Here is an 18,216-nt window from a genome sequence, read left to right on the forward strand (position 1 = left end):
CGGCCGGCCGGCCAACCGACCGAGTATCGGCGGGGGCCGGCGTCGGCGGGCTGCGTGTCAGCGAGCAAGAAAGGCCAGCACGACGGCTTCCCACGCCTGCTTCTGCTCGATCATCACCCAGTGCCCGCAGTTGGGGAAGATGTGCACCTCGCCGTTGCGCAGGGTGCGCATCGGCAGCAGCGCCATGTCGACTGGGCTGACCCGGTCGTCGCGGCCCCAGGTGACCAGCACCGGCGCGGTGATCTTGCCGAGTTCGGCCCATCCGGGTGTCTCGGCGGCACGGGCCGCGTCGGCCATCCGCGCCAGCGCGGCCCGGCCGTACATGCGGCGGGAGTTCTCCAGTGTCGCCGGATCGGTGGCCTGCTCCCAGCGCTGCTCGATCAGTTCCTCGGTGACCAGCGCCGGATCGTAGACCATGGAGTGCAGCCAGGCGATGAGGGCTTCGCGGGTCGGGTTCTCGACGAACTCGCCGAGCCGGATGATTCCCTCGCCGGGAGCGGAGCTGAACAGCGGCGTCCCGATCCCGCCGATGGTGACCAGCCGGTCCACCCGCTCCGGGTCGGCCAGGGCGAAGCCGGTGGCGACGAAGCCGCCCATGGAATTGCCGATGATCCGCACCCGATCCAGGCCGAGCCCGTCCAGGAAGGCGGCCACCGCCTGCTGGGCGGACATCATCGGGTGCGGCGCGCCGAAGTCGTCGCTGACCCCGAAGCCGGGGAATTCCAGGACGAGAGTGCGGTAGTGCTCGGCGAAGACCGGGACGTTGGCGCCGAAGTTGCGCCACCCCGTGACGCCGGGGCCGGAGCCGTGCAGCAGGAGCAGGGGCGGGCCGTCGCCGGTTTCGCGGTAGCGCAGCACGCCGTGCTCGGTGGACAGCTCCCGCAGCTCGGGAACGACACTGGATTCGACCGTTGTACTCATGCCCCGAGCCTGCCACCTCGGCGGCCGCCTCCTCGAGCGAATTCCCGGTGAGCGGCACGCCGTTCCGGCGCCCGCCGCGCGGCTCAGTGCAGGCGCGGAATGGCGTCGCCTACGGGCAGTTCGATACGCGACTCGGGCAGCGCGTGCGCGCGCACCGCGCGGTCGATGGTGCGATGCAACGCCTCGCATCCGCGTTCCTGGTGTCCGACACCACGGCTCTGGGCCGCGATGACCGGGCACCGGCTCGCGGCGCCGACCCACTGGACCGAAGTGTGCGCGGGACTGAACTTCTCGATCAGCACGCGCTGACCGCAGAGCTCGCAGTCGAGCGGACGCATGGTCATCGCGACTCCGCCGGACCGACGCCGCCGTAGCGACCGCGGAAGAAGATCAGCGGCGCCAGGTCCGTGGCGTACAGATGACGCACCCGGGAGACCACGATGGTGTGGTCACCCGCCGGATGCTCGGCCTCCAGCTCGGCCTCGATCCAGGCCAGGGAATCGGTGAGGATCGGCGCCCCGGCCGGCGAGGGCTGCCATTCGATGCCGCGGAACTTCTCGGCTCCGCGCGCCGCCAGCTGACGGCACACCGGCTCCTGCGCCGCGGACAGGATGTTCACCGTGTAGTGGCCCGCCGCGCGGACTCGCGGCCAGGACGTGCTGGTCGCGGCCACACAGAAGGCGATCAGCGGCGGGTCGAGCGACACCGAGGTGAACGAGTTCGCGGCCAGGCCGGTCGGGACCGAGGTCTGCGGATCGATGCCGGTGATCGCGACGACGCCGGTGGCGAAATGCCCCAGCACGGTGCGCATCAGAGCCGGATCCAGTTCCGGGAGGTCCCCGGCCGCCCCGGTCGGGGTGGTGCCGAATTCGCTGCTGATGGAGGTCATCCCCTGCTCCTCATGGATCGACGAACACACGCGGTGACGGTATCGGTCCCGCTCACGTCCCGGCCGGGTCTTTCCCGTCGGCCGGAACAGCCGCCGTACCGGCGGCGGGCATCGCGGGTGCGCCCAGCGGCACCGAGGTGCGCGGTGTCGCCAGCACACAGTGGGTTCCGTAGAAGATGGTCGGCATGCACTTGTTGCAGTGGATGCACAGCGACTTCGCCTCGTGATCGGCCTGGATCTTGTTGATCAGGTCGGGCTCGCGCAGCAGCGCCCGCGCCATCGCCACGAACTCGAAGCCCTCGGCCATCGCGACGTCCATCGAAGCCTTGTCGGTGATTCCGCCCAGCAGCACCAGCGGCATCGAGACATTCGCCCGGATCTGGCGGGCCGCCTCCAGCATGAACAGGTCCTGGTAGGGGTAGTTGTGCAGGAAGAACTTGCCCGCCAGCTTGACGCCGAACTTCATCAGCGGCGACATCACGGCCGCGAATTCGGTCAGCGGCGCGTCACCCTTGAACAGGTACATCGGATTCAGCAGCGAACTGCCGATGGTCAGCTCGATGGCGTCGAGGCTGCCGTCCTCCTCGAGCCACTGCGCCACCTGCACCGCCTCGTCGAGCCAGAAGCCGCCGGGCACGCCGTCGTCCATGTTCAGCTTGGCCAGCACCGCGATCCGGCCGTCGGAGGCTTCACGCACCTCGGCGGCGACCTCGCGCAGCAGCCGGGCCCGGTTGCGCAGCGATCCGCCGTAGGCGTCCTTGCGCTTGTTGAGCACCGGGCTCAGGAACGAGCTGGCGAAGTAGTTGTGCCCGAAGTGGATCTCGACGGCGTCGAATCCGGACTCGACGGCCAGCCGGGTGGCGGTGCCGTGCGCGGTGCGGATGCGGGCGATGTCGGCCAGGGTGGCGGCATGGGTGACCTGCGGGCCCATCGGGCTGACCCGCCGGGAGGCCGAGAGCGCGGGCAACCCGTTGGATTTGGCGCTCGCGACCGGGCCTGCGTGGCCGATCTGCGCCGAGATCGCCGCACCTTCGGTGTGTACCGCGTCGGTGAGTTCGCGCAGGCCGGGCACGGCCTCCTCCCGCATCCAGATCTGATCGGCCTCGGTGCGGCCCTCCGGGGCCACGGCGCAGTAGGCGACCGTCGTCATGCCGACGCCACCCGCGGCGACCTGCCGGTGGAATTCGACGAGCTGGTCGCTGACCAGCGCGCCGGGCGTCATGTGTTCGAAGGTGGCGGATTTGATGATGCGATTGCGCAGGCTAACCGGACCGAGCCGAGCCGGGGCGAGCACATCGGGGACAGGGGCTGTGGTCACAACGGTGCCTTTCAGTGCGAGATGAACGTGAGGTCTTCGGGATGCGGCTCGCGCAGCATCGTCCAGTAGTCGACGAGGCGCCACGGGCACGGCACGACCGCCCGGCCCGCGCTGTTGCGGTAGTAGCCGTTGACCTCCGCACCCGGGTGCACCCACACCGTCTCGTCGAGCGCTTCGTCGACGCGGCGGTTGTACTCGTCGAGTGCCTCCTGGGTGACGTCCATGGCGGCAAGGTCGTTCTCCAGCAGGTACTGCAGGCACTCGATGAGGTAGTGGACCTGCTCTTCGCCGGTGATGTTGTGTCCCGCACCGTGATTGGGTGCGGAGTTGGGGCCGGCGGTGACGAAGAGGTTGGGGAATCCGGCCACCTGGACCCCGAGGTAGGCCCGCGGGTCCTCGCCGCCCTTCCAGACCTGCGCCAGCGTCCGCCCGTCCCGGCCGGTGATGTCGATGGTGGTGGTGAACTGCAGCTCGAATCCGGTCGCCAGAATGATCACATCGGCGGGGACGAATTCGCCGTCGGTGGTGTGCACGCCCTCCGGGGTGATCTCGCGGAACGAGGCGCGGTGCAACCTCACGTGCTCGCGCTTCAGCGCCGCGAAGAATCCGGGGTCCTTCACGATCCGCTTGGCGTACGGGCGGAAGTCCGGGGTCAGCTTCTCGATCAGATCCGGGCGGTCGGAGAAACTCTTGCGCAGGTACTCCAGCGCGGTACGCAGCACCATGTCGTTGGCGGGCGAGGCGGACACGTGGGTAGCCGCCCATTCCTTGTCGATACGCGGCAGCGGGTAGAGGTTGTCGGAGGCGAACCAGTACGTGCGCAACCGGAACCACTTGTCGTAGAACGGCAGATGTGCCATCGCCCACTTCTCGCCGTCGGGCACGTCGCCGCCGACGGTCTTCTCCGGCACCAGCCAGTGCGGGCTGCGCACGACGACATCCAGGGTTTCCACCTCGTCGACGATGTCGGCCACGACCTGCACCGAGGTGCAGCCGGTGCCGAGCACCACCACCCGCTTACCGCGTAGATCCAGACTCGTGTCCCAGTTCGCGGTGTGCACGATCGTGCCCGCGAAGGTGTCCGTCCCCGGCACGTCCGGGATGTTGGGCTCGTTGAGCATGCCCAGCGCGGTGACCACCGCACGGGCCCGGTGCCGGGTGCGCAGACCCACACGGTCCTCGGTGACGACCTCCCACCGCTTGTCGTCCTCGAGCCAGGTCGCCGAACGCACCCGCGTACCGAACCGGATGTGCTCGCGCAGGCGGTACTTCGCCACCACATCGAGCAGGTAGTTCTGATACTCGGGGCCGGTCGGGTAGTAGCGCGACCAGTTCGGGTTCAGTTCGAACGAGTAGGAGTAGTAGTGGCTCGGGGTGTCCACCGCCGCGCCGGGATAGGTGTTGCGGTGCCAGGTGCCGCCGATATCGTCGCGTTCCTCGAAGATGGTGTAGCCGAATCCCGCTGCACCCAGCTTGATTCCGGCGTTGATGCCGACGATGCCCGCGCCGATCACGATCACGTCGAAATCGGCGGGCGGGGTCACCGTCACCGGGACACGGCGCGGATCCTGCCGGAAACCGGACTGCTCGAGCAGCAGCGGGACGAATTCGGCGTCCACGCGCTGGGAGGTGCAGATGGTGGCCATCCGCCGGAACAGCTCCTCGTCGGGTACATCGAGGGTGGCGACCGCGTCCGGGGTCAGCACCTCGCGGGCTCGGGCGCGGATCGCCTCGGCGACGTCCTCGGGGTAGGTGCCCGGCGGCACGGCCGGCGCGACACCGGTGCGGTAGTGGTTGCCGGGTTCCTCGATGGTCAGGCCCGCGCCGAACTCGTCGAGCAGCCCTGGATCGCCGGTCACGTGCACCATCGACATGAGCAGCGGGGCCGGTTCACATTCCGCGATGGCCTGGTGCAGTGCGGCTTCGGACGCGGCGGAGACGCCGGCGACGACGGTGTCGGTCATGAGCTACCTTCCGGAAGTGGAACGCCCATCCGGGCGAGCATGTCTCGTGGGTTCGCGGGTGGGCTGAGGGTGCGCAACTGTTCGCCGCGCCGGGTCGCCGACGCAGCGCACATCGCGTCGTCGGAGAAGACCCAGAAGTCGCCGCGCGCGATCTGCTCGATCATGTGCTCGGCGGCGTCGAGCGGATCGAGCCCCTTCTCGACGTTGTCGCGCTGCATCGCGGCGAACACGGCATTGGCGGTCGGGTTCGTGGTGGGCGCGTCGCGCTGGGCGGCGAGGAAGATCTCGCTGCGGATCGAGTGCGGCACCACGGCGCTGACCTGGATCGGGGCGCCGATGATCGACAGATCCTGGTGCAGGCATTCGGTCATCGCCTGCACCGCGAACTTGCTGACGATGTAGGGCGATTGGACGGCGACGGTGTTGAGGCCGCCGACCGAGGAGAGGTTGGCGACACATGTCGGCTTCCCCGCCGCGATCATGCGCGGCACGAACGATTTCACGCAGTAGAAGACGCCGTCGACGTTGATCTGCATCAGCCGGCGCCACCGGGTGGAATCGATCTCCCACAGCAGCCCCGCCGATTCGATGCCCGCGTTGTTGATCAGCAGTTCGACACTGCCGTGGCGAGCGAAGACCGCCGCCGCCAAGGCCTCGACCTGCTGCTCGTCGGCCACGTCGACGCCGTGCCCCTCGGCCGCGCCGCCGCGGGCGACGATCTCGGCGGCGGCCTCCGCGGCGCGGCGCTCGTCGATATCGGCGACGACCACCGTCATGCCCAGCGCCCCGAGATGGTCGGCCAGGCCGCGGCCGATACCGGCGGCAGCGCCGGTGACCACGGCGGTGCCGCGCGAGAAGCGTTCCTGCGCACAGCTGCCCATCACACGCCCTCCGGCCGGATATTCGGGTTCGACCACGCCGGGGGTTCCCGGCGCGGCAGTTCGGTGCGGCCGTCCAGCGAGCGCACCGGGGTGCCCGTCGCATACGGGTAATGCAGGCTGAAAGCGACCAGCCCGGTACGATCGGCGGCCGGTGCGGTGCACATCTCGAGCACCGTCTGCGCGAGGTATTCGACCGGCTCGGTGTCGTAGCCCTGCGGCAGCAGCGCCGCCGCGCCGGGGGTCATGATCGCCGTCGACGGCCCCACCGCGTTGACCGCGATGTTCTCGTCCAGCAATTCGGCGGCCAGCCCCTGGGTGAAGCGATGCAGCGCGGCTTTGACCGAGGCGTAGACGACGTCGCCGGAGGTCTTGTTGTACTCGCGGAACGGCCGGATGGGGCTGAGCCCGGTCGACGATCCGATGTTGACGATCCAGCCCGCGCCCTGCTCGCGCAGGTGCGGGATCGCCGCGCGGCTGAGCACGAACGGCACCTCGAGGTAGTGCTGGACCGTCCGGTGGAACGTCGCGTCGCTCATCTTCTCGATGGCGCTGTAGTCGGCGAATCCGGCGTTGTTGACCAGGATGTCGAGGCCGCCGAGTTCCTCGGCGGCGCGGTCGACCAAGCCGGCGCGCTGCTCGGCGTCCTCGAGGTCGGCCGGGATCGCGATCGCCCGGCCGCCCGCGGCCTCGATCAGGCGCACCGTCTCGGCCAGGGTGCCGGAGAGCACCTGGGTCTGTCCGTCCCGGATCGACGGGCTCGGATCCTGCGAGCGGGCCGTGACGGCCACGGTCGCGCCTTCGGCGGCCAGCCGCTGCGCGACGGCCCGCCCTATCCCCCGGCTGCTGCCGGTGACCAGGGCTCGCTTGCCGGTGAGTCGCTGTGTCATGACGCCTCCAGCACGTCGCGCATCATCGTCCAGACCTGTTCACGCGCCGGGCCGGTCAGTGCGAGGCTGGGGAAGGTCAGGAATCCGTGGAAGAGCCCGTCGAAGCGGTGCGCGGTGACCGGCACCCCGGCCTCGACGAGCCTGCGGGCGTAGTCCTCCCCGGCCGAGCACGGCGGGTCGAGCTCGGCGGTCGCCACCACCGCGGGCGGCAGACCGGCCAGCGAATCGGCCTTGCTCGGAACCAGATACGGGCTGTCGGTGCCGTGCGGAGCGTACTGCTGCCAGTACCAGCGCATGGCCGTGGTGGTGTTGTAGTAGCCCTCGCCGTAGCGCCGGTAGGACTCGGTGGTGAAGTCGTCGTCGATCACCGGGTAGAGCATGATCTGGGCAGTGATGCGCGGGCCGCCGCGGTCGCGGGCGGCCAGGCTCGCCGTGGCCGCCAGATTGCCGCCCGCGCTGTCGCCTGCCACCGCGATCCGCTCCGGGTCGCCGCCGAACTCGGCGGCGTGCGCGTTCGCCCACACCAGGGCCGCGTACACGTCCTCCATCGCCGCGGGCCCAGGATGTTCGGGAGCGCGCCGGTAGTCGACCGAGACCACCACGACCCCGACCGCAGCGGCCATCGACCGGCAGAACTCGTCGTGGCTGTCCAGATCGCAAAAGACGAATCCGCCGCCGTGCGCGAAGACCACCACCGGCAGCGGCGCGTCCCGCTGTACCTCGGGCACATACACTCGCAGCGTCAGATCACCGCCGGGCCCCTCGATGACCTTGTCCTCAGCCCGCCGCATCTGCGGCTGCCGGGTCAGCGGCGCGCGCCGGGACACGATGATCTCCCGCAACTCGGCCGCCTCGTGCCGGGTCACGTCGGGGAACGATTCCAGCGCCGAGAGCATCGCCTCGACATCCGGATGCAGGTCGGACCGTCGCTGTCCGCCCATCTCGACCACGTCCTTCTCGTCGTTGATAGCGGTCAGCCCGCTGCCGGGGCCGGGGCGCCGCCCAGCTCGAAGCCCTTGTAACCAGCGGCGGCAACTTCGGCGCAGATCGCGTTGTAGTTGCCGAATCCGCCGATGTAGGGCATGAATACGCGCGGCTTGCCGGGGATGTTCGCGCCCATGTACCAGGAATTCGCGGAGGGGAACAGGGTGGCCGCCGCCTTCTCGTTGCACTCGGTCACCCACTCGTCGACCGCTTCCTCGGTCGCCTCGACGGTGGTGAACCCGTGCTCGTCGAGGTGGTCCAGGCAGCCCGCGATCCAGTCCACGTGCTGCTCGGCCATCAGCACCATGTTGGCCAGCACGCTGGGGCTGCCCGCCCCGGTGAGGATGAACATGTTGGGGAAGCCCGCGACCGCGAGGCCGAGGTAGGTCCGCGGGCCGGCCGCCCACTCCTCGCGCAGTTCCCGGCCGTCGCGGCCGCGGATGTCGATCCTCGACATCGAGCCCGTCATGGCGTCGAAGCCGGTGGCGAAGATCAGCACGTCCAGGTCGTAGGAAGCCTCCGAGGTCCGCACGCCGGTCTCGGTGATCCGCTCGATCGGGGTGCGGCGCAGGTTCACCAGGGTGACGTTGTCGCGGTTGTAGGTCTGGAAGTAGCCGCTGTCGGTGACGATGCGCTTGGTACCGATCGGGTGATCGTTCGGGATCAGCTGGTCGGCGAGCTCCTGGTCGCGCACCATCTCGCGGATCTTGGCCTCGACGTACTCGCGCGCGGTGTCGTTGGCGGCCAGGTTCGTCGTCTGATCCGGGAAAGCCTTCGCGAACAGATAACCGCCGCGCTGCCACCAGTCGTCGTAGATCCGGGTCCGCTCGGCGGCATCGATCTCGAGCGCGCCCTTGGGGTACGGGCTGTTCGGGGTGCCGCCGCCACTGACCCGCGACAACCTGCGGCGTTCGGCGTAGTTCGCTTTCACTTCGGCCAGGTAGCCGGGATCGAGCGGGCGATTGCCCGCCGGGATCGAGTAGTTCGGCGTGCGCTGGAAGACATAGAGGTGTTCGGCCTGCTCGGCGATCACCGGGATGGCCTGGATGGCGGAGGAGCCGGTGCCGATGACGCCGATCCGCTTCCCGGTGAAATCGATCGGCTCGTGCGGCCATTCGCCGGTGTGGTAGATCTCGCCGCCGAAGGTGTCGCGGCCCGGGATGTCTGGGGTGTTGGTCGCCGACAGCACGCCTGTCGCCAGGATGCAGAAGCGCGCCGTGACGGTCTTGCCGGTATCGGTGGAGACCGTCCAAAGCCGGGTCCGCTCGTCGTAGGATGCGGCGCTCACCCTGGTCAGGAAGTCGTAGGCCGAGCGCAGATCGTGCCGGTCGGCGACGTGCTCGAGGTAGCGCAGGATCTCCTCCTGCGTCGCGAACCGCTCCGACCAGGTCCACTCCTGCTGCAACTCCTCGTCGAAAGAGTAGGAGTAGTCGACGCTTTCGACGTCGCAGCGGGCGCCCGGATACCGGTTGTGGTACCACGTGCCGCCCACGTCTTCGGCGGATTCGAAACCGTGCACGCGCATTCCGCGGCCGCGTAGTTTGTACACCGCGTACAGGCCGGAGATTCCCGCTCCGACGACGACGGCGTCGAAATCGCTGTCCTGAGTAGTCACAAGATTCACTTCCCTCGATGAGGTCGTCATCACTGAGCGGTCCGGGCCGTCTGAGCCTGCTGGGCTTGTCTCATCTCCCGCATCCACATCCACTCGTGGCCCCAGTAGCTGTCCGCGGTGATTTCTTCTGCGGTGTAGTAGGTTTCGTCGACGAGCTTGCCGCCGTAGCCGTACTCGATGTCCCAGCCGCCGGGCACCCGGACGTAGAAGGAGATCATCTTGTCGTTGGTGTGCCTGCCCAAGGTCGAGGACACCGGGAAATCTCGGGCCAGGACCTGGTCGTAAGCACGGCCGACCGCGTCGAGCTCGTCCACCTCGACCATCACATGAATCAGCCCCGGATCCCGCCCATGCAGGCTGGGCATGATCGCCAGGCTGTGGTGGCGCTGGTTGACCCCCAGGAACCGGATCCGCATCGGCGGGGCTCCCGGCGCAGTGGGCATCCGGAACGCGCCGCGGGACAGGAAGCCCAGCGTCTCGTTGTAGAAGGCGAAGGACTCGTCGAAGTTGGTCGTCGGCATGACCACGTGGCCCATGCCTTGCTGTCCTGTGACGAAACGCTGACCGTACCCGGTCAGCACCGGACTGTGCTCGAGCACCGGTCCGTGGAAGAACTCGAGCGGGGCGCCGCCGGGATCTTTCATGCTGAACCCGGCCTCGACCTTGCGGCGGTCGGCCAGTTCCTGCGGCATCGGGGTGATCTCGAATCCGGTGCCGCGCAGATGGTCGGCCAGCCGGCGCAGCGCGAGTCCGTCGCGGACTTCCCAGCCGACGGCGGTCACGCGGTCGGCATCCCCGCGTTCGACGGTGATGCGGGCCGGTCGTTCGTCCATACGGAAGTGCAGGGCATCGGATTCCGGGCCGAAGCCCGGGGCGAATCCCAGCACCTCGAAACCGAGTTCGCGCCAGCGGTCCATGTCGGTGGCGAGAACACGGACGTAGCCGAGCCCCTTGATTTCGGTCATCGTTGCTCGCGTTCCTCTCGAACCGGTCAGATCATCACGCGCAGCGGTCCCGACGGGACCTCCACGCCCAGCGACGCCAGCGCGGCGGCGTGGTAGGTGGTGCTGGTGACGTGGATGGCGTGGTGCAGTCCGGCATGGGCGTCGCGCCAGAACCGCTGCAGCGGGTTGTCCATCCGCAATGCGTTGCCGCCCGCCCGGTCGAAGACCTCGTCGGCGGCGCGGACCGCGCGCCACGCGACGCGCGCCTGATCGCGGCGCACCTGGGCTCGGGTATCGAAGTCGATCGTCTCGCCTCGGTCGACCATGTCGTAGATGCGATCGACATTGGCCAGCAATTGCTGACGGGAAGCGTCGATCTCCGAGGCGGACTCGCCCAGCGCGTGCAGCACGTAGGGGTCGTCCTTGACGACGGCGCCGGTGGCCCCGACGCGGTTGCGCTGGTAGGCGATGCCGGCGGCGAGCACGCCCTCACAGATGCCGATGGTCGCCGAGGTGATGCCCAGCGGGAACATGGTGGACCACGGCATCTTGTACAGCGTCTCGGTGACGCCGTACTCCTGCGCCGCGCGCCCGTCCATCACCTTCGCCGAATCCATCACCCGGTAACTCGGGATGAAGGCGTCCTTGACGACGATGTCCTTGCTGCCTGTGCCGCGCAGACCGACCACATCCCAGGAGTCCGCCACGATCTCGTAGTCCGCGCGGGGCAGGATCACGTGCAGGCCGTGCGGCGGCATCAGCGGCTTGCCGTCCGGGCCGCCGACCATGGCGCCGAGGAAGATCCAGTCGCAGTGATCGGTGCCGGAGGAGAACTGCCAGCGCCCGTTCATGATGTAGCCGCCGTCGGTGGGCACCGCGACCCCGCCCGGCATGTAGGGCGAGGCCTGCCAGGTGTCGCTGTCGGTGCCGAGCACCTCGTCCTGCACCTTCGGGTCGGCGAAGGCGAGCTGCCAGGGGTGCACGCCGACGATGCCGCCGATCCAGCCCGCGGAGCCGTAGATACTGGCGGTCGTCATGACGGTTTCGGCGAACTCGCGCGGATGCGCCTCGAAGCCGTTGTACTTCTTGCGCTGCAGCAGCCGGATGATGCCGGCCTCCTTGAGCTGCCCGGCCATGCCGTCGGTCAGGCGGCCGAGCGCATCGGATTCCTCCGCGCCGGCGCGCAGCTCGTCGGCGCGGGCGACGATATTGTCGAGGACGGTGTGGGACATCGGAACTCCTGGTCCGTGAAGCGGGAAAGGGAAGTGCTGATCGTCAGGAACCGGCGGGGGCGGCCTGGTGGCGGGCGGCGAGGTTCGGGGCGATGGCGCTGCGCCCGGCGGCCAGGTTGGCGTCCACCTCGGCCTGCCAGTTCTGCAGAGCGCGTTCGGTGTCGATCTCGAACTCGAACCGGTTGACCATCTCCGGCTCGATGTCCTCGACATCGACATAGAACTGCTCGTACCAGCGGCGCAGCTGGTAGACCGGGCCGTCCTCCTCGCACAGCAACGGATTGTCGATGCGCGCCTTGTTCTTCCAGATCTCGACATCCTGCTCGAAGCCGATCGCGATGCCCCGGCCCACGGCGGCGGCCATCGCGTTCGCGGTCTCGTCGTCCATGCCCGCCGGCTTCTCCACGATCACGCCGTATTGCAGCCGAAACGAGGTCGGGGTGATCGGGTAGTGGCAGTTGATCAGGTAGATGTTCGGCTCGTCACGGTCGGAGTACTGGGCGCTCCACAGCTTGTCCACCATGTAGGACGGGCCGTAATAGGCGGCGTCGGAACGACTCTCGACGCTCAGATCGGTGGCGTTCTGGCTGACCCCCACCGCGTCCGGCCGGGGTCGCGAACGCATGAGTTGCGTGGCGGTGTGGCCTTCGAAGATATTGCGAAAGAAGGTCGGCATGCCGTAGTGCACATAGAAGAAGTGCGCCATGTCCACGATGTTGTCGACGATCTCGCGGCAGTGTGAGTCCTCCACGAGGATCGAGTTCCACACCCAGTCCGTCCAGCCCGGGTCCCCGTAGGTGGGAATCTCCGGGATGGCCAGCTCGGCCGGAGGCTTGCGGCCCTGCGGGTCGTGCCAGACGAACAACTGCCCGCTGACCACCATCGTCGGCCACGACTTGGTGCGCGCCAGCGGCGGCACCCGACGGGCATAGGGAATCCCGGCGCACTTGCCGTCGCCGCGCCAGCGCCAGTCGTGGAACGGGCAGGCGATCGTGTTGTCCTTCACTGTGCCGTGCGCCAGATTGCCGCCCATGTGCGGGCAGAAGGCGTTGAGCACGTTCAGCTTTCCGTCTTCCCCGGCGAACACGACGAGTTCGGTGCCGAACGCGGAGACCTGGTGCGGTCGCCCGTCGGCGAAGTCGCGAGCCAGACCCAGGCAGTGCCACCCGCGGGCATACCGCTCGGGCGGGCGGCCGGTGTCGATGACACGGACCCGGTCTCCGGTTTCAGGCGTGGAAGTCACGAATACCTCCTGGTCAGGTGGGCTGCGACCGCGAATCTCGGTGCACTGTGATCAGCTTGGCAGCCCGATCGGCGGTGTGACCCGCGTCTCCTACTGAGTGGGACACCGATCCGGCGCCTCAGTATTCGATCGCGATCTCGTCGCTGACCGGCTCGGCCTGACAGGCCAGGATGTAACCGTCGGCGAGGTCGTCCTCGGTCAGAATTTCGTTGCGCGCCAGGCGCACTCGACCCTTGGTCAGTGCGCAGACGCAGGCGCTGCAGGCGCCCTCCCGGCAGGAGTACGGCGCCTCCACGCCGGCGGCGAGCAACGCGTCGAGCAGCTTGCGCCCCGCTGTCCACGGCACCTGGTGTTCGGCGCCGTCGATGCTCACCTCGACCTGGCACACCACCTCGCCCGCCTCGTCGGCGCTCGGCTCGGTGGCCTCCGGTGCGAACGGGTCGCGTTGCAGGGAAAGGAACCGCTCCGAGTGCACCCGCGAGGCCGGCAAGCCCTCGGCCTCGCACACCGCGGCGGTCAGATCCATCAGCGGCGTCGGGCCGCAGATGTACACCGCCCGGTCCAGGAAGGGCCGAACGAGCAGCGACAGCGTTCGCCGCGTCGGATAGCCCTGCACCCGTTCCAGCACGTGTAGAACCGACAATCGTTCGGCGAAACGGCTTTCCAGCGCGCGCAGCTCCTCGGCGAAAATCACCGAGTCCTGATCCCGGTTGGCATAGATCAGCACGACGTCGCCGCTGCCCGCGAACAGGATGGACTTCGCGATCGAGATGACCGGGGTGATGCCGCTGCCGCCCGCCACCAGCACCACCGACTCGTCCAGCGACGCGGGGGTGAAGGTGCCCGCGGGGGGCAGCACCTCCAGCTCGTCTCCCGCGGCGACGCTGTCGCACAGCCAGTTGGACCCGTGGCCGTCCGCCACTCGCTTGACAGTGAACTTCATCGACGGATCGGCGTGTGGCGAACTCGACAGTGAATAGCAGCGCGCGGCGCCGGTGCCGATGTCGGGCACCCGGACGGTGAGGAACTGCCCGGCCCGGTAGCTCGCGCCGAACTCGTCGCCGAGCGGTTCGACGACGAAGGACCGCGCGTCGGCCGTTTCCTCGATCACCTCGATCACCCGGACACGGCGCCCGGGCGAGTTCGCCGTCGCCGTCGCCGAGTCCGCGAGGACCTCTCGATCGGCACTCGTATCCGTGGACATCCGCCCTCCTGGTCGTGGTCGATCGTGCCCGCCCCGTCCGTGCCGGATCGGAGCCCCCGGAAGGCTAGGCCCGCCGCACCGGCGGTGGATCGAAACGTCTCGCTGATCGGGAACCACATTCGGCTGTGACCGCTGCCTCATGTGATCCTCGTGGTCACGCCGGGCACGAGCCGTTTGAAGGGCACCTGCACCTGGTAGTACCGTGACTCCTGTCACAGTGATGTGATGGTCGGTTGGGAGGTCGAGTGAGAACATCAAGCCCAGCCGGCGTGCCGGTCTCGGTCGTCGAGCGGATTTCGCTGGTGCTGGAAACCTTCAACGGTGTGGGTCCGCTGACCCTGGCTCAGGTGACCTCACGAACCGGTCTCCCGCGCTCATCTGTGCATCGCCTGCTGGAGCAGCTGGCCGCTGCCGGCTGGCTGGCGCGTTCACCCGAGCAGACCTACGAACTCGGCGTCAAGGCCTACGAGATGGGCCAGGCCGCGCTCAACCAGAACCGGTTGCTGCAAGGGGCGCGCCCGGTCATGCAGGCGTTCACCCATCAGACCGGACTCACCATCCAGCTCGCCGTGGTCGACCGCGGCGACACCGTCTACCTGGCCAAGATCAACGGCCGCGCGTCCGGTCCGACGCCGACCGCCGTCGGACAGCGGGTGCCCGCCCACCTGACCGCCGTGGGCAAGGCGCAGCTGGCCGTCACCGAGTCGACCAAAGATCCGCATGTGGTCGACAAGCTCGAGCACACCGGCGAGAAGGAGCTGGTCAGGCGCACCGCGCAGAGCATCGGTTCCGACGCCCAGCTGGAAGAGGAGCTGGCCACGATCCGGGATCGGGGCGCCGCCTTCGATCGGGGCGAGGCCTTCTCCGGTATCGGCTGTGTCGGCGTCTCCATCGGCCCGCCCGACCACATCTACGGCAACCTGGCGGGCATCTCGGTCTGTGCGCCGGTCACCGCGCTGGACTACCGCAAGCTGGTCGGCCCGGTCCGGATAGCCGCCCGCGAGATCTGGGACCGCTGCACGGCCGCCGACCTGGCCGGCCACTGAAAGTCCGCACCCCAGGGTGGCGAGTGTCGCGGGCGCGGCCCCGTCGCCGATCGCTCACCGGAGGCGGCCACCGCCGAGCGGGGTCAGCACAACGAGGGGTATCCGTCGAGTCGTTTCGCTTCTGGTAGGTGTCGTAGCCGGGACGGATCCGTGTGGGCATGGAACGACCTGCGATAGATTCCGGCAAGCGGATCGCCGTCGTCCGCGACGCGCGAGATGCCCGCCGGCCCACATCGGCGTCAGGAGGCGGTGGCGTCCGCGATGCCGAGCCGGTCGGCCATGTCGGCGACGGCGCGGTAGGCCATGACCATGCCGGAACCCAGCGGCACGCCGGGGCCGGGATACACCGGCCCGGCCACCGAGGCCGCGGCATTGCCCGCGGCGTAGAGGCCGGGAATCACCGAACCATCGGCGCGCTCGACCGCACCCTTGCGGCCGATCACCGCGCCGCCCTTGGTGCCCAGGTCGCCGAGGACCAAGCGGACCGCGTGGAAGCGGGCTCCGTTCAGCGGCAGCAGGCACGGCTGCGCCGAGGCCGCACCCACGAAGAAGCGGCCGAAAGGATCCTCGCCCCGGTGAAAATCCTCGTCCCTGCCCTGCTCGGAGAACCCGTTGAACCGGTGCACCGTCGCGGTGAGCTGCTCGGCATCCACTCCGATCGCGGCGGCGAGATCGGCGAGGTCGTCCGCGGTGTGCCACAGCCCGGCCGCCGACAGCTCTTCCCGGCTGGGCGGCGGGACGCAGATGGCGGGCATGTCGTCGCCGGAGCGGTCGTCGAAGACGAACCAGAACGCCTCGCCGTGGCCGAGCCGCATCCGTTCGCGCATCGCCCGGCCCATCCGGTCGTAGGGCAGCATCTCGTCGGCGAAGCGCTGCCCGGTGCCGTCGACGATGATCCCGGCCCGCACACCGAGGGTGAACGCGGCGTGCCCGTTGGGGAACAGGGTGGCCGGACACCACCACGACTGATCCAGCAGATCGGTTGCCGCGCCGACGGATTCGGCGAGCGAGAGCGCGTCGCCTGAGCCGGTGTCCTGATGCGAGGAACTCCAGTCCGCGGTGGGCATGTCCTGCCACTTCGCGCGCAACTGCGGCGACCGTTCGAAGCCGCCCGCGGCCAGCAGCACTCCGGCGCGCGCCCGGATGCGGGTCTGCGTGCCGTCGAGATCGGTGACGACGACGCCGATGACCCGTCCCTGCTCGTCCTGCACCAGGCCGGTGACGGGGGCGGACAGCGTCAGCTCGGCGCGGCCGGAGGCGTCGAGGGCGAGGATCATCCGGGCGATCCACGCCTGCCCGCCGTCGAGCACCGACCGGTCCATCTCCACGCCGAACTGGTCGGCGGGCACCATCGGCCGGATATCGCCCAGCCGGTCACCGACCTCCTCCGCCGAGATCGCACGGGCGAAGATGCTGCGGCCGTTGGTGCTGCGTCCCGGCGCGTCGAAGTAGTCCGGGAACGGGCGGTGCTCGAGCGGAATCCCGATCGCGTTCTCCAGGAAATCGGCCACGGTCGGCCCGGTCTCCAGGTAGGCGCGCTGCACCTCGGCCCGGGTGCGCTCGCCCACGAGCGCGGAGAAGTAGGTGAGTCCCTTCTCGACGGAATCGTCGACGCCCTGCCTCGCCAGCACGTGGTTGCCCGGAAGCCACACGCTGCCACCGGAATACGCCGATGTGCCGCCGAAGCGGTCGGTCTTCTCGAGCACGCAGACCGACAGACCGCGGTGCACCGCCGCGAGGGCTCCCGCCAGCGCGGCGCCGCCCGAGCCCACCACTCCAACGTCACAGGTACTGTCCCAGCTCATTGTCGACTGCACTCCATCTCTCCGGTCCGGGTGTGAACGGCGTCACGGTAGACGCCATCGGACGCCGTCATCCCCGACCGTCCCGCTCAGCGGTCGCGGACAGGCGGGACGGGGCCGACAACCTCGAGCAGATAGCCGTCGGGATCGCGAACCTTGCCGATGACGCGGTGGCCGAACGCGGGCAACGCGGTGGCGGGCATCTCCTCGACGCCGCCGCGCGCGCACGCGTCGGCCAGCAGCCCGGCGACGTCCTCGGTGTTGAGGATCAGCTTCACGAGCATGGTCCCGTGGTCGGGCGGCGCGGTGTCGCCGTGCGGGGCGATGAGCTCCACCCCGGCGGTCCCCGCCCGCAGGATCACCGCGTCGAAGGCGTCGGTGGAGAATTCCCGCTCCTTCGCGAAACCACATCCGGCGATGTAGAACTCGGCGGACCGAGCCAGGTCGGTCACCCGGATGGCGGTGAGCGAGAGGGTGACCGGCGCCGTCGGCATGCCGCTCATCGCGTCTGGGACCCGCCGTTGAAGTCGAGCGTCTGCCCCGTCATCCCGCCCGCCTCGTTCGATGCCAGGTACGCGCAGAACGCGCCGACCTCGATCGGATCGCCGAGCCGGCCGATCGGGATGCCCGCGACGAGCCGTTCGATCTGCTCCGGCGGCATCTTGTGCACCAGGTTGGCCTGCAGGCCGAGCGCGACGATGTTCGCGGTGACGCCGTACTGCCCGGTCTCCGCGGCGAGGTGCCGGATGAATCCCTCGACGCCGCTCTTGCCGGTCGCGTACATCGAGACATTGATGTTCTGGCCGGTGCGCGCGGAGCCCGAGGAGATCTGCACGACGCGGCCCCAGCCGTTGTCGCACATGCCGTCGATGACGGCCTTGATGCAGTTCAGCGCGCCGTAGATGTTGAGATCGATCGACGGCGGCCACTGCTCGGGTTCCAGTTCCCGGAACGGTTTGCTGACCCTGTCCTCGGCGACCCCCGCGTTGTTCACCAGGATGTCCACGTGGCCGCCCAGTTCCGCCTCGGCGGACCGGATCGCGGCGACCGTCGCCTGGTAATCCGTGACGTCGAACGCCCGGGCGATGGCTTTGTTGCCCTCGGCGACGATGTCGGCGGCCACCCGTTGCGCGCGGTCGGCGAACAGATCGTTCACCACGACCGTGGCCCCCTGACGCGCGAGCACCGTCGCGATGCCCTCCCCCACGCTCTGCCCCGCACCGGTGACCAGCGCGATCCGTCCGTCCAACTCGAACACGAGTTCCGCCTTTCGTCGATTCCGCCAC

The 18,216-nt window shown here is 69.0% G+C and carries 17 protein-coding genes; 1 reads left to right on the forward strand and 16 read right to left on the reverse strand.

Translation table 11 applies throughout. The features are described 5' to 3' along the window. Positions 1 to 57: 57 nt before the first annotated feature. From NS3_RS07895 to NS3_RS07955, 13 genes are all read right to left on the reverse strand, one after another. Positions 58 to 921 carry an alpha/beta fold hydrolase gene (locus NS3_RS07895; RefSeq protein ID WP_067855967.1) on the reverse strand — a complete coding sequence of 288 codons (864 nt, stop codon included), beginning with the start codon at positions 919 to 921 and terminating at the stop codon, positions 58 to 60. Positions 922 to 1,004: 83 nt separating this feature from the next. Continuing rightward, on the reverse strand, positions 1,005 to 1,265 hold the full coding sequence (locus NS3_RS07900) for a hypothetical protein (protein ID WP_067855970.1): 261 nt from the start codon (positions 1,263 to 1,265) through the stop codon (positions 1,005 to 1,007). Continuing rightward, complete coding sequence (locus NS3_RS07905; RefSeq protein WP_084495153.1) at positions 1,262 to 1,810, reverse strand: flavin reductase family protein; 549 nt, start codon at positions 1,808 to 1,810, stop codon at positions 1,262 to 1,264. Before NS3_RS07905 ends, NS3_RS07900 begins: the two co-directional genes overlap by 4 nt. 52 nt (positions 1,811 to 1,862) lie before the next feature. Next, positions 1,863 to 3,128, reverse strand: a complete 1,266-nt coding sequence (locus NS3_RS07910) for an NADH:flavin oxidoreductase (protein WP_084495154.1) — start codon at positions 3,126 to 3,128, stop codon at positions 1,863 to 1,865. Positions 3,129 to 3,139: 11 nt separating this feature from the next. After that, positions 3,140 to 5,092, reverse strand: coding sequence for a flavin-containing monooxygenase (locus NS3_RS07915; protein WP_067855973.1), 1,953 nt, complete (start codon positions 5,090 to 5,092; stop codon positions 3,140 to 3,142). Continuing rightward, complete coding sequence (locus NS3_RS07920) at positions 5,089 to 5,973, reverse strand: SDR family NAD(P)-dependent oxidoreductase (protein WP_067856241.1); 885 nt, start codon at positions 5,971 to 5,973, stop codon at positions 5,089 to 5,091. Before NS3_RS07920 ends, NS3_RS07915 begins: the two co-directional genes overlap by 4 nt. Then, positions 5,973 to 6,860 carry an SDR family NAD(P)-dependent oxidoreductase gene (locus NS3_RS07925; protein WP_067855976.1) on the reverse strand — a complete coding sequence of 296 codons (888 nt, stop codon included), beginning with the start codon at positions 6,858 to 6,860 and terminating at the stop codon, positions 5,973 to 5,975. The genes NS3_RS07920 and NS3_RS07925 overlap by 1 nt, the downstream gene beginning before the upstream one ends. Further along, positions 6,857 to 7,801, reverse strand: a complete 945-nt coding sequence (locus NS3_RS07930) for an alpha/beta hydrolase (protein WP_067856244.1) — start codon at positions 7,799 to 7,801, stop codon at positions 6,857 to 6,859. The genes NS3_RS07925 and NS3_RS07930 overlap by 4 nt, the downstream gene beginning before the upstream one ends. 32 nt (positions 7,802 to 7,833) lie before the next feature. Beyond that, entirely contained in the window at positions 7,834 to 9,489 is a 1,656-nt protein-coding gene (locus NS3_RS07935) for a flavin-containing monooxygenase (RefSeq protein WP_067855980.1), read from the reverse strand. Continuing rightward, positions 9,489 to 10,424, reverse strand: coding sequence for a VOC family protein (locus NS3_RS07940; protein ID WP_067855983.1), 936 nt, complete (start codon positions 10,422 to 10,424; stop codon positions 9,489 to 9,491). The genes NS3_RS07935 and NS3_RS07940 overlap by 1 nt, the downstream gene beginning before the upstream one ends. 26 nt (positions 10,425 to 10,450) lie before the next feature. Then, positions 10,451 to 11,635 carry an acyl-CoA dehydrogenase family protein gene (locus tag NS3_RS07945; RefSeq protein WP_067855986.1) on the reverse strand — a complete coding sequence of 395 codons (1,185 nt, stop codon included), beginning with the start codon at positions 11,633 to 11,635 and terminating at the stop codon, positions 10,451 to 10,453. Between the two features lie 43 nt (positions 11,636 to 11,678). Beyond that, complete coding sequence (locus NS3_RS07950) at positions 11,679 to 12,878, reverse strand: 3-ketosteroid-9-alpha-monooxygenase, oxygenase component (RefSeq protein WP_067855989.1); 1,200 nt, start codon at positions 12,876 to 12,878, stop codon at positions 11,679 to 11,681. 118 nt (positions 12,879 to 12,996) lie between these two features. Then, positions 12,997 to 14,082, reverse strand: coding sequence for a ferredoxin--NADP reductase (locus tag NS3_RS07955; RefSeq protein WP_084495155.1), 1,086 nt, complete (start codon positions 14,080 to 14,082; stop codon positions 12,997 to 12,999). Between the two features lie 245 nt (positions 14,083 to 14,327). On the opposite strand from NS3_RS07955, the gene NS3_RS07960 reads away from it, so the two are divergent. Next, on the forward strand, positions 14,328 to 15,128 hold the full coding sequence (locus NS3_RS07960; RefSeq protein ID WP_067855992.1) for an IclR family transcriptional regulator: 801 nt from the start codon (positions 14,328 to 14,330) through the stop codon (positions 15,126 to 15,128). A gap of 239 nt (positions 15,129 to 15,367) precedes the next feature. On the opposite strand, the gene NS3_RS07965 is transcribed toward NS3_RS07960, so the two are convergent. The 3 genes from NS3_RS07965 to NS3_RS07975 all read right to left on the reverse strand — a co-directional run bounded on the left by NS3_RS07965 (position 15,368) and on the right by NS3_RS07975 (position 18,188). Next, positions 15,368 to 16,933: an FAD-dependent oxidoreductase gene (locus NS3_RS07965; RefSeq protein ID WP_067855995.1), complete on the reverse strand. Its 1,566-nt coding sequence runs from the start codon at positions 16,931 to 16,933 to the stop codon at positions 15,368 to 15,370. Positions 16,934 to 17,019: 86 nt separating this feature from the next. Continuing rightward, on the reverse strand, positions 17,020 to 17,424 hold the full coding sequence (locus NS3_RS07970) for a VOC family protein (RefSeq protein WP_245649509.1): 405 nt from the start codon (positions 17,422 to 17,424) through the stop codon (positions 17,020 to 17,022). 5 nt (positions 17,425 to 17,429) lie between these two features. Beyond that, positions 17,430 to 18,188: an SDR family NAD(P)-dependent oxidoreductase gene (locus NS3_RS07975; RefSeq protein WP_067856000.1), complete on the reverse strand. Its 759-nt coding sequence runs from the start codon at positions 18,186 to 18,188 to the stop codon at positions 17,430 to 17,432. Between the last annotated feature and the right edge of the window lie 28 nt (positions 18,189 to 18,216).

The organism is Nocardia shimofusensis NBRC 100134, from assembly GCF_001613125.1.
Classification (GTDB): domain Bacteria; phylum Actinomycetota; class Actinomycetes; order Mycobacteriales; family Mycobacteriaceae; genus Nocardia; species Nocardia shimofusensis.

Excerpts from the sequence above, each read along its gene's own strand:
- NS3_RS07905 (WP_084495153.1), bottom strand. The coding sequence starts at position 1,810 with ATGACCTCCATCAGCAGCGAATTCGGCACCACCCCGACCGGGGCGGCC.
- NS3_RS07940 (WP_067855983.1), bottom strand. The coding sequence starts at position 10,424 with ATGACCGAAATCAAGGGGCTCGGCTACGTCCGTGTTCTCGCCACCGAC.
- NS3_RS07945 (WP_067855986.1), bottom strand. The coding sequence starts at position 11,635 with ATGTCCCACACCGTCCTCGACAATATCGTCGCCCGCGCCGACGAGCTG.
- NS3_RS07895 (WP_067855967.1), bottom strand. The coding sequence starts at position 921 with ATGAGTACAACGGTCGAATCCAGTGTCGTTCCCGAGCTGCGGGAGCTG.
- NS3_RS07955 (WP_084495155.1), bottom strand. The coding sequence starts at position 14,082 with ATGTCCACGGATACGAGTGCCGATCGAGAGGTCCTCGCGGACTCGGCG.
- NS3_RS07900 (WP_067855970.1), bottom strand. The coding sequence starts at position 1,265 with ATGACCATGCGTCCGCTCGACTGCGAGCTCTGCGGTCAGCGCGTGCTG.
- NS3_RS07930 (WP_067856244.1), bottom strand. The coding sequence starts at position 7,801 with ATGGGCGGACAGCGACGGTCCGACCTGCATCCGGATGTCGAGGCGATG.
- NS3_RS07970 (WP_245649509.1), bottom strand. The coding sequence starts at position 17,424 with ATGCCGACGGCGCCGGTCACCCTCTCGCTCACCGCCATCCGGGTGACC.
- NS3_RS07965 (WP_067855995.1), bottom strand. The coding sequence starts at position 16,933 with ATGAGCTGGGACAGTACCTGTGACGTTGGAGTGGTGGGCTCGGGCGGC.
- NS3_RS07915 (WP_067855973.1), bottom strand. The coding sequence starts at position 5,092 with ATGACCGACACCGTCGTCGCCGGCGTCTCCGCCGCGTCCGAAGCCGCA.
- NS3_RS07920 (WP_067856241.1), bottom strand. The coding sequence starts at position 5,973 with ATGGGCAGCTGTGCGCAGGAACGCTTCTCGCGCGGCACCGCCGTGGTC.
- NS3_RS07925 (WP_067855976.1), bottom strand. The coding sequence starts at position 6,860 with ATGACACAGCGACTCACCGGCAAGCGAGCCCTGGTCACCGGCAGCAGC.
- NS3_RS07935 (WP_067855980.1), bottom strand. The coding sequence starts at position 9,489 with ATGACGACCTCATCGAGGGAAGTGAATCTTGTGACTACTCAGGACAGC.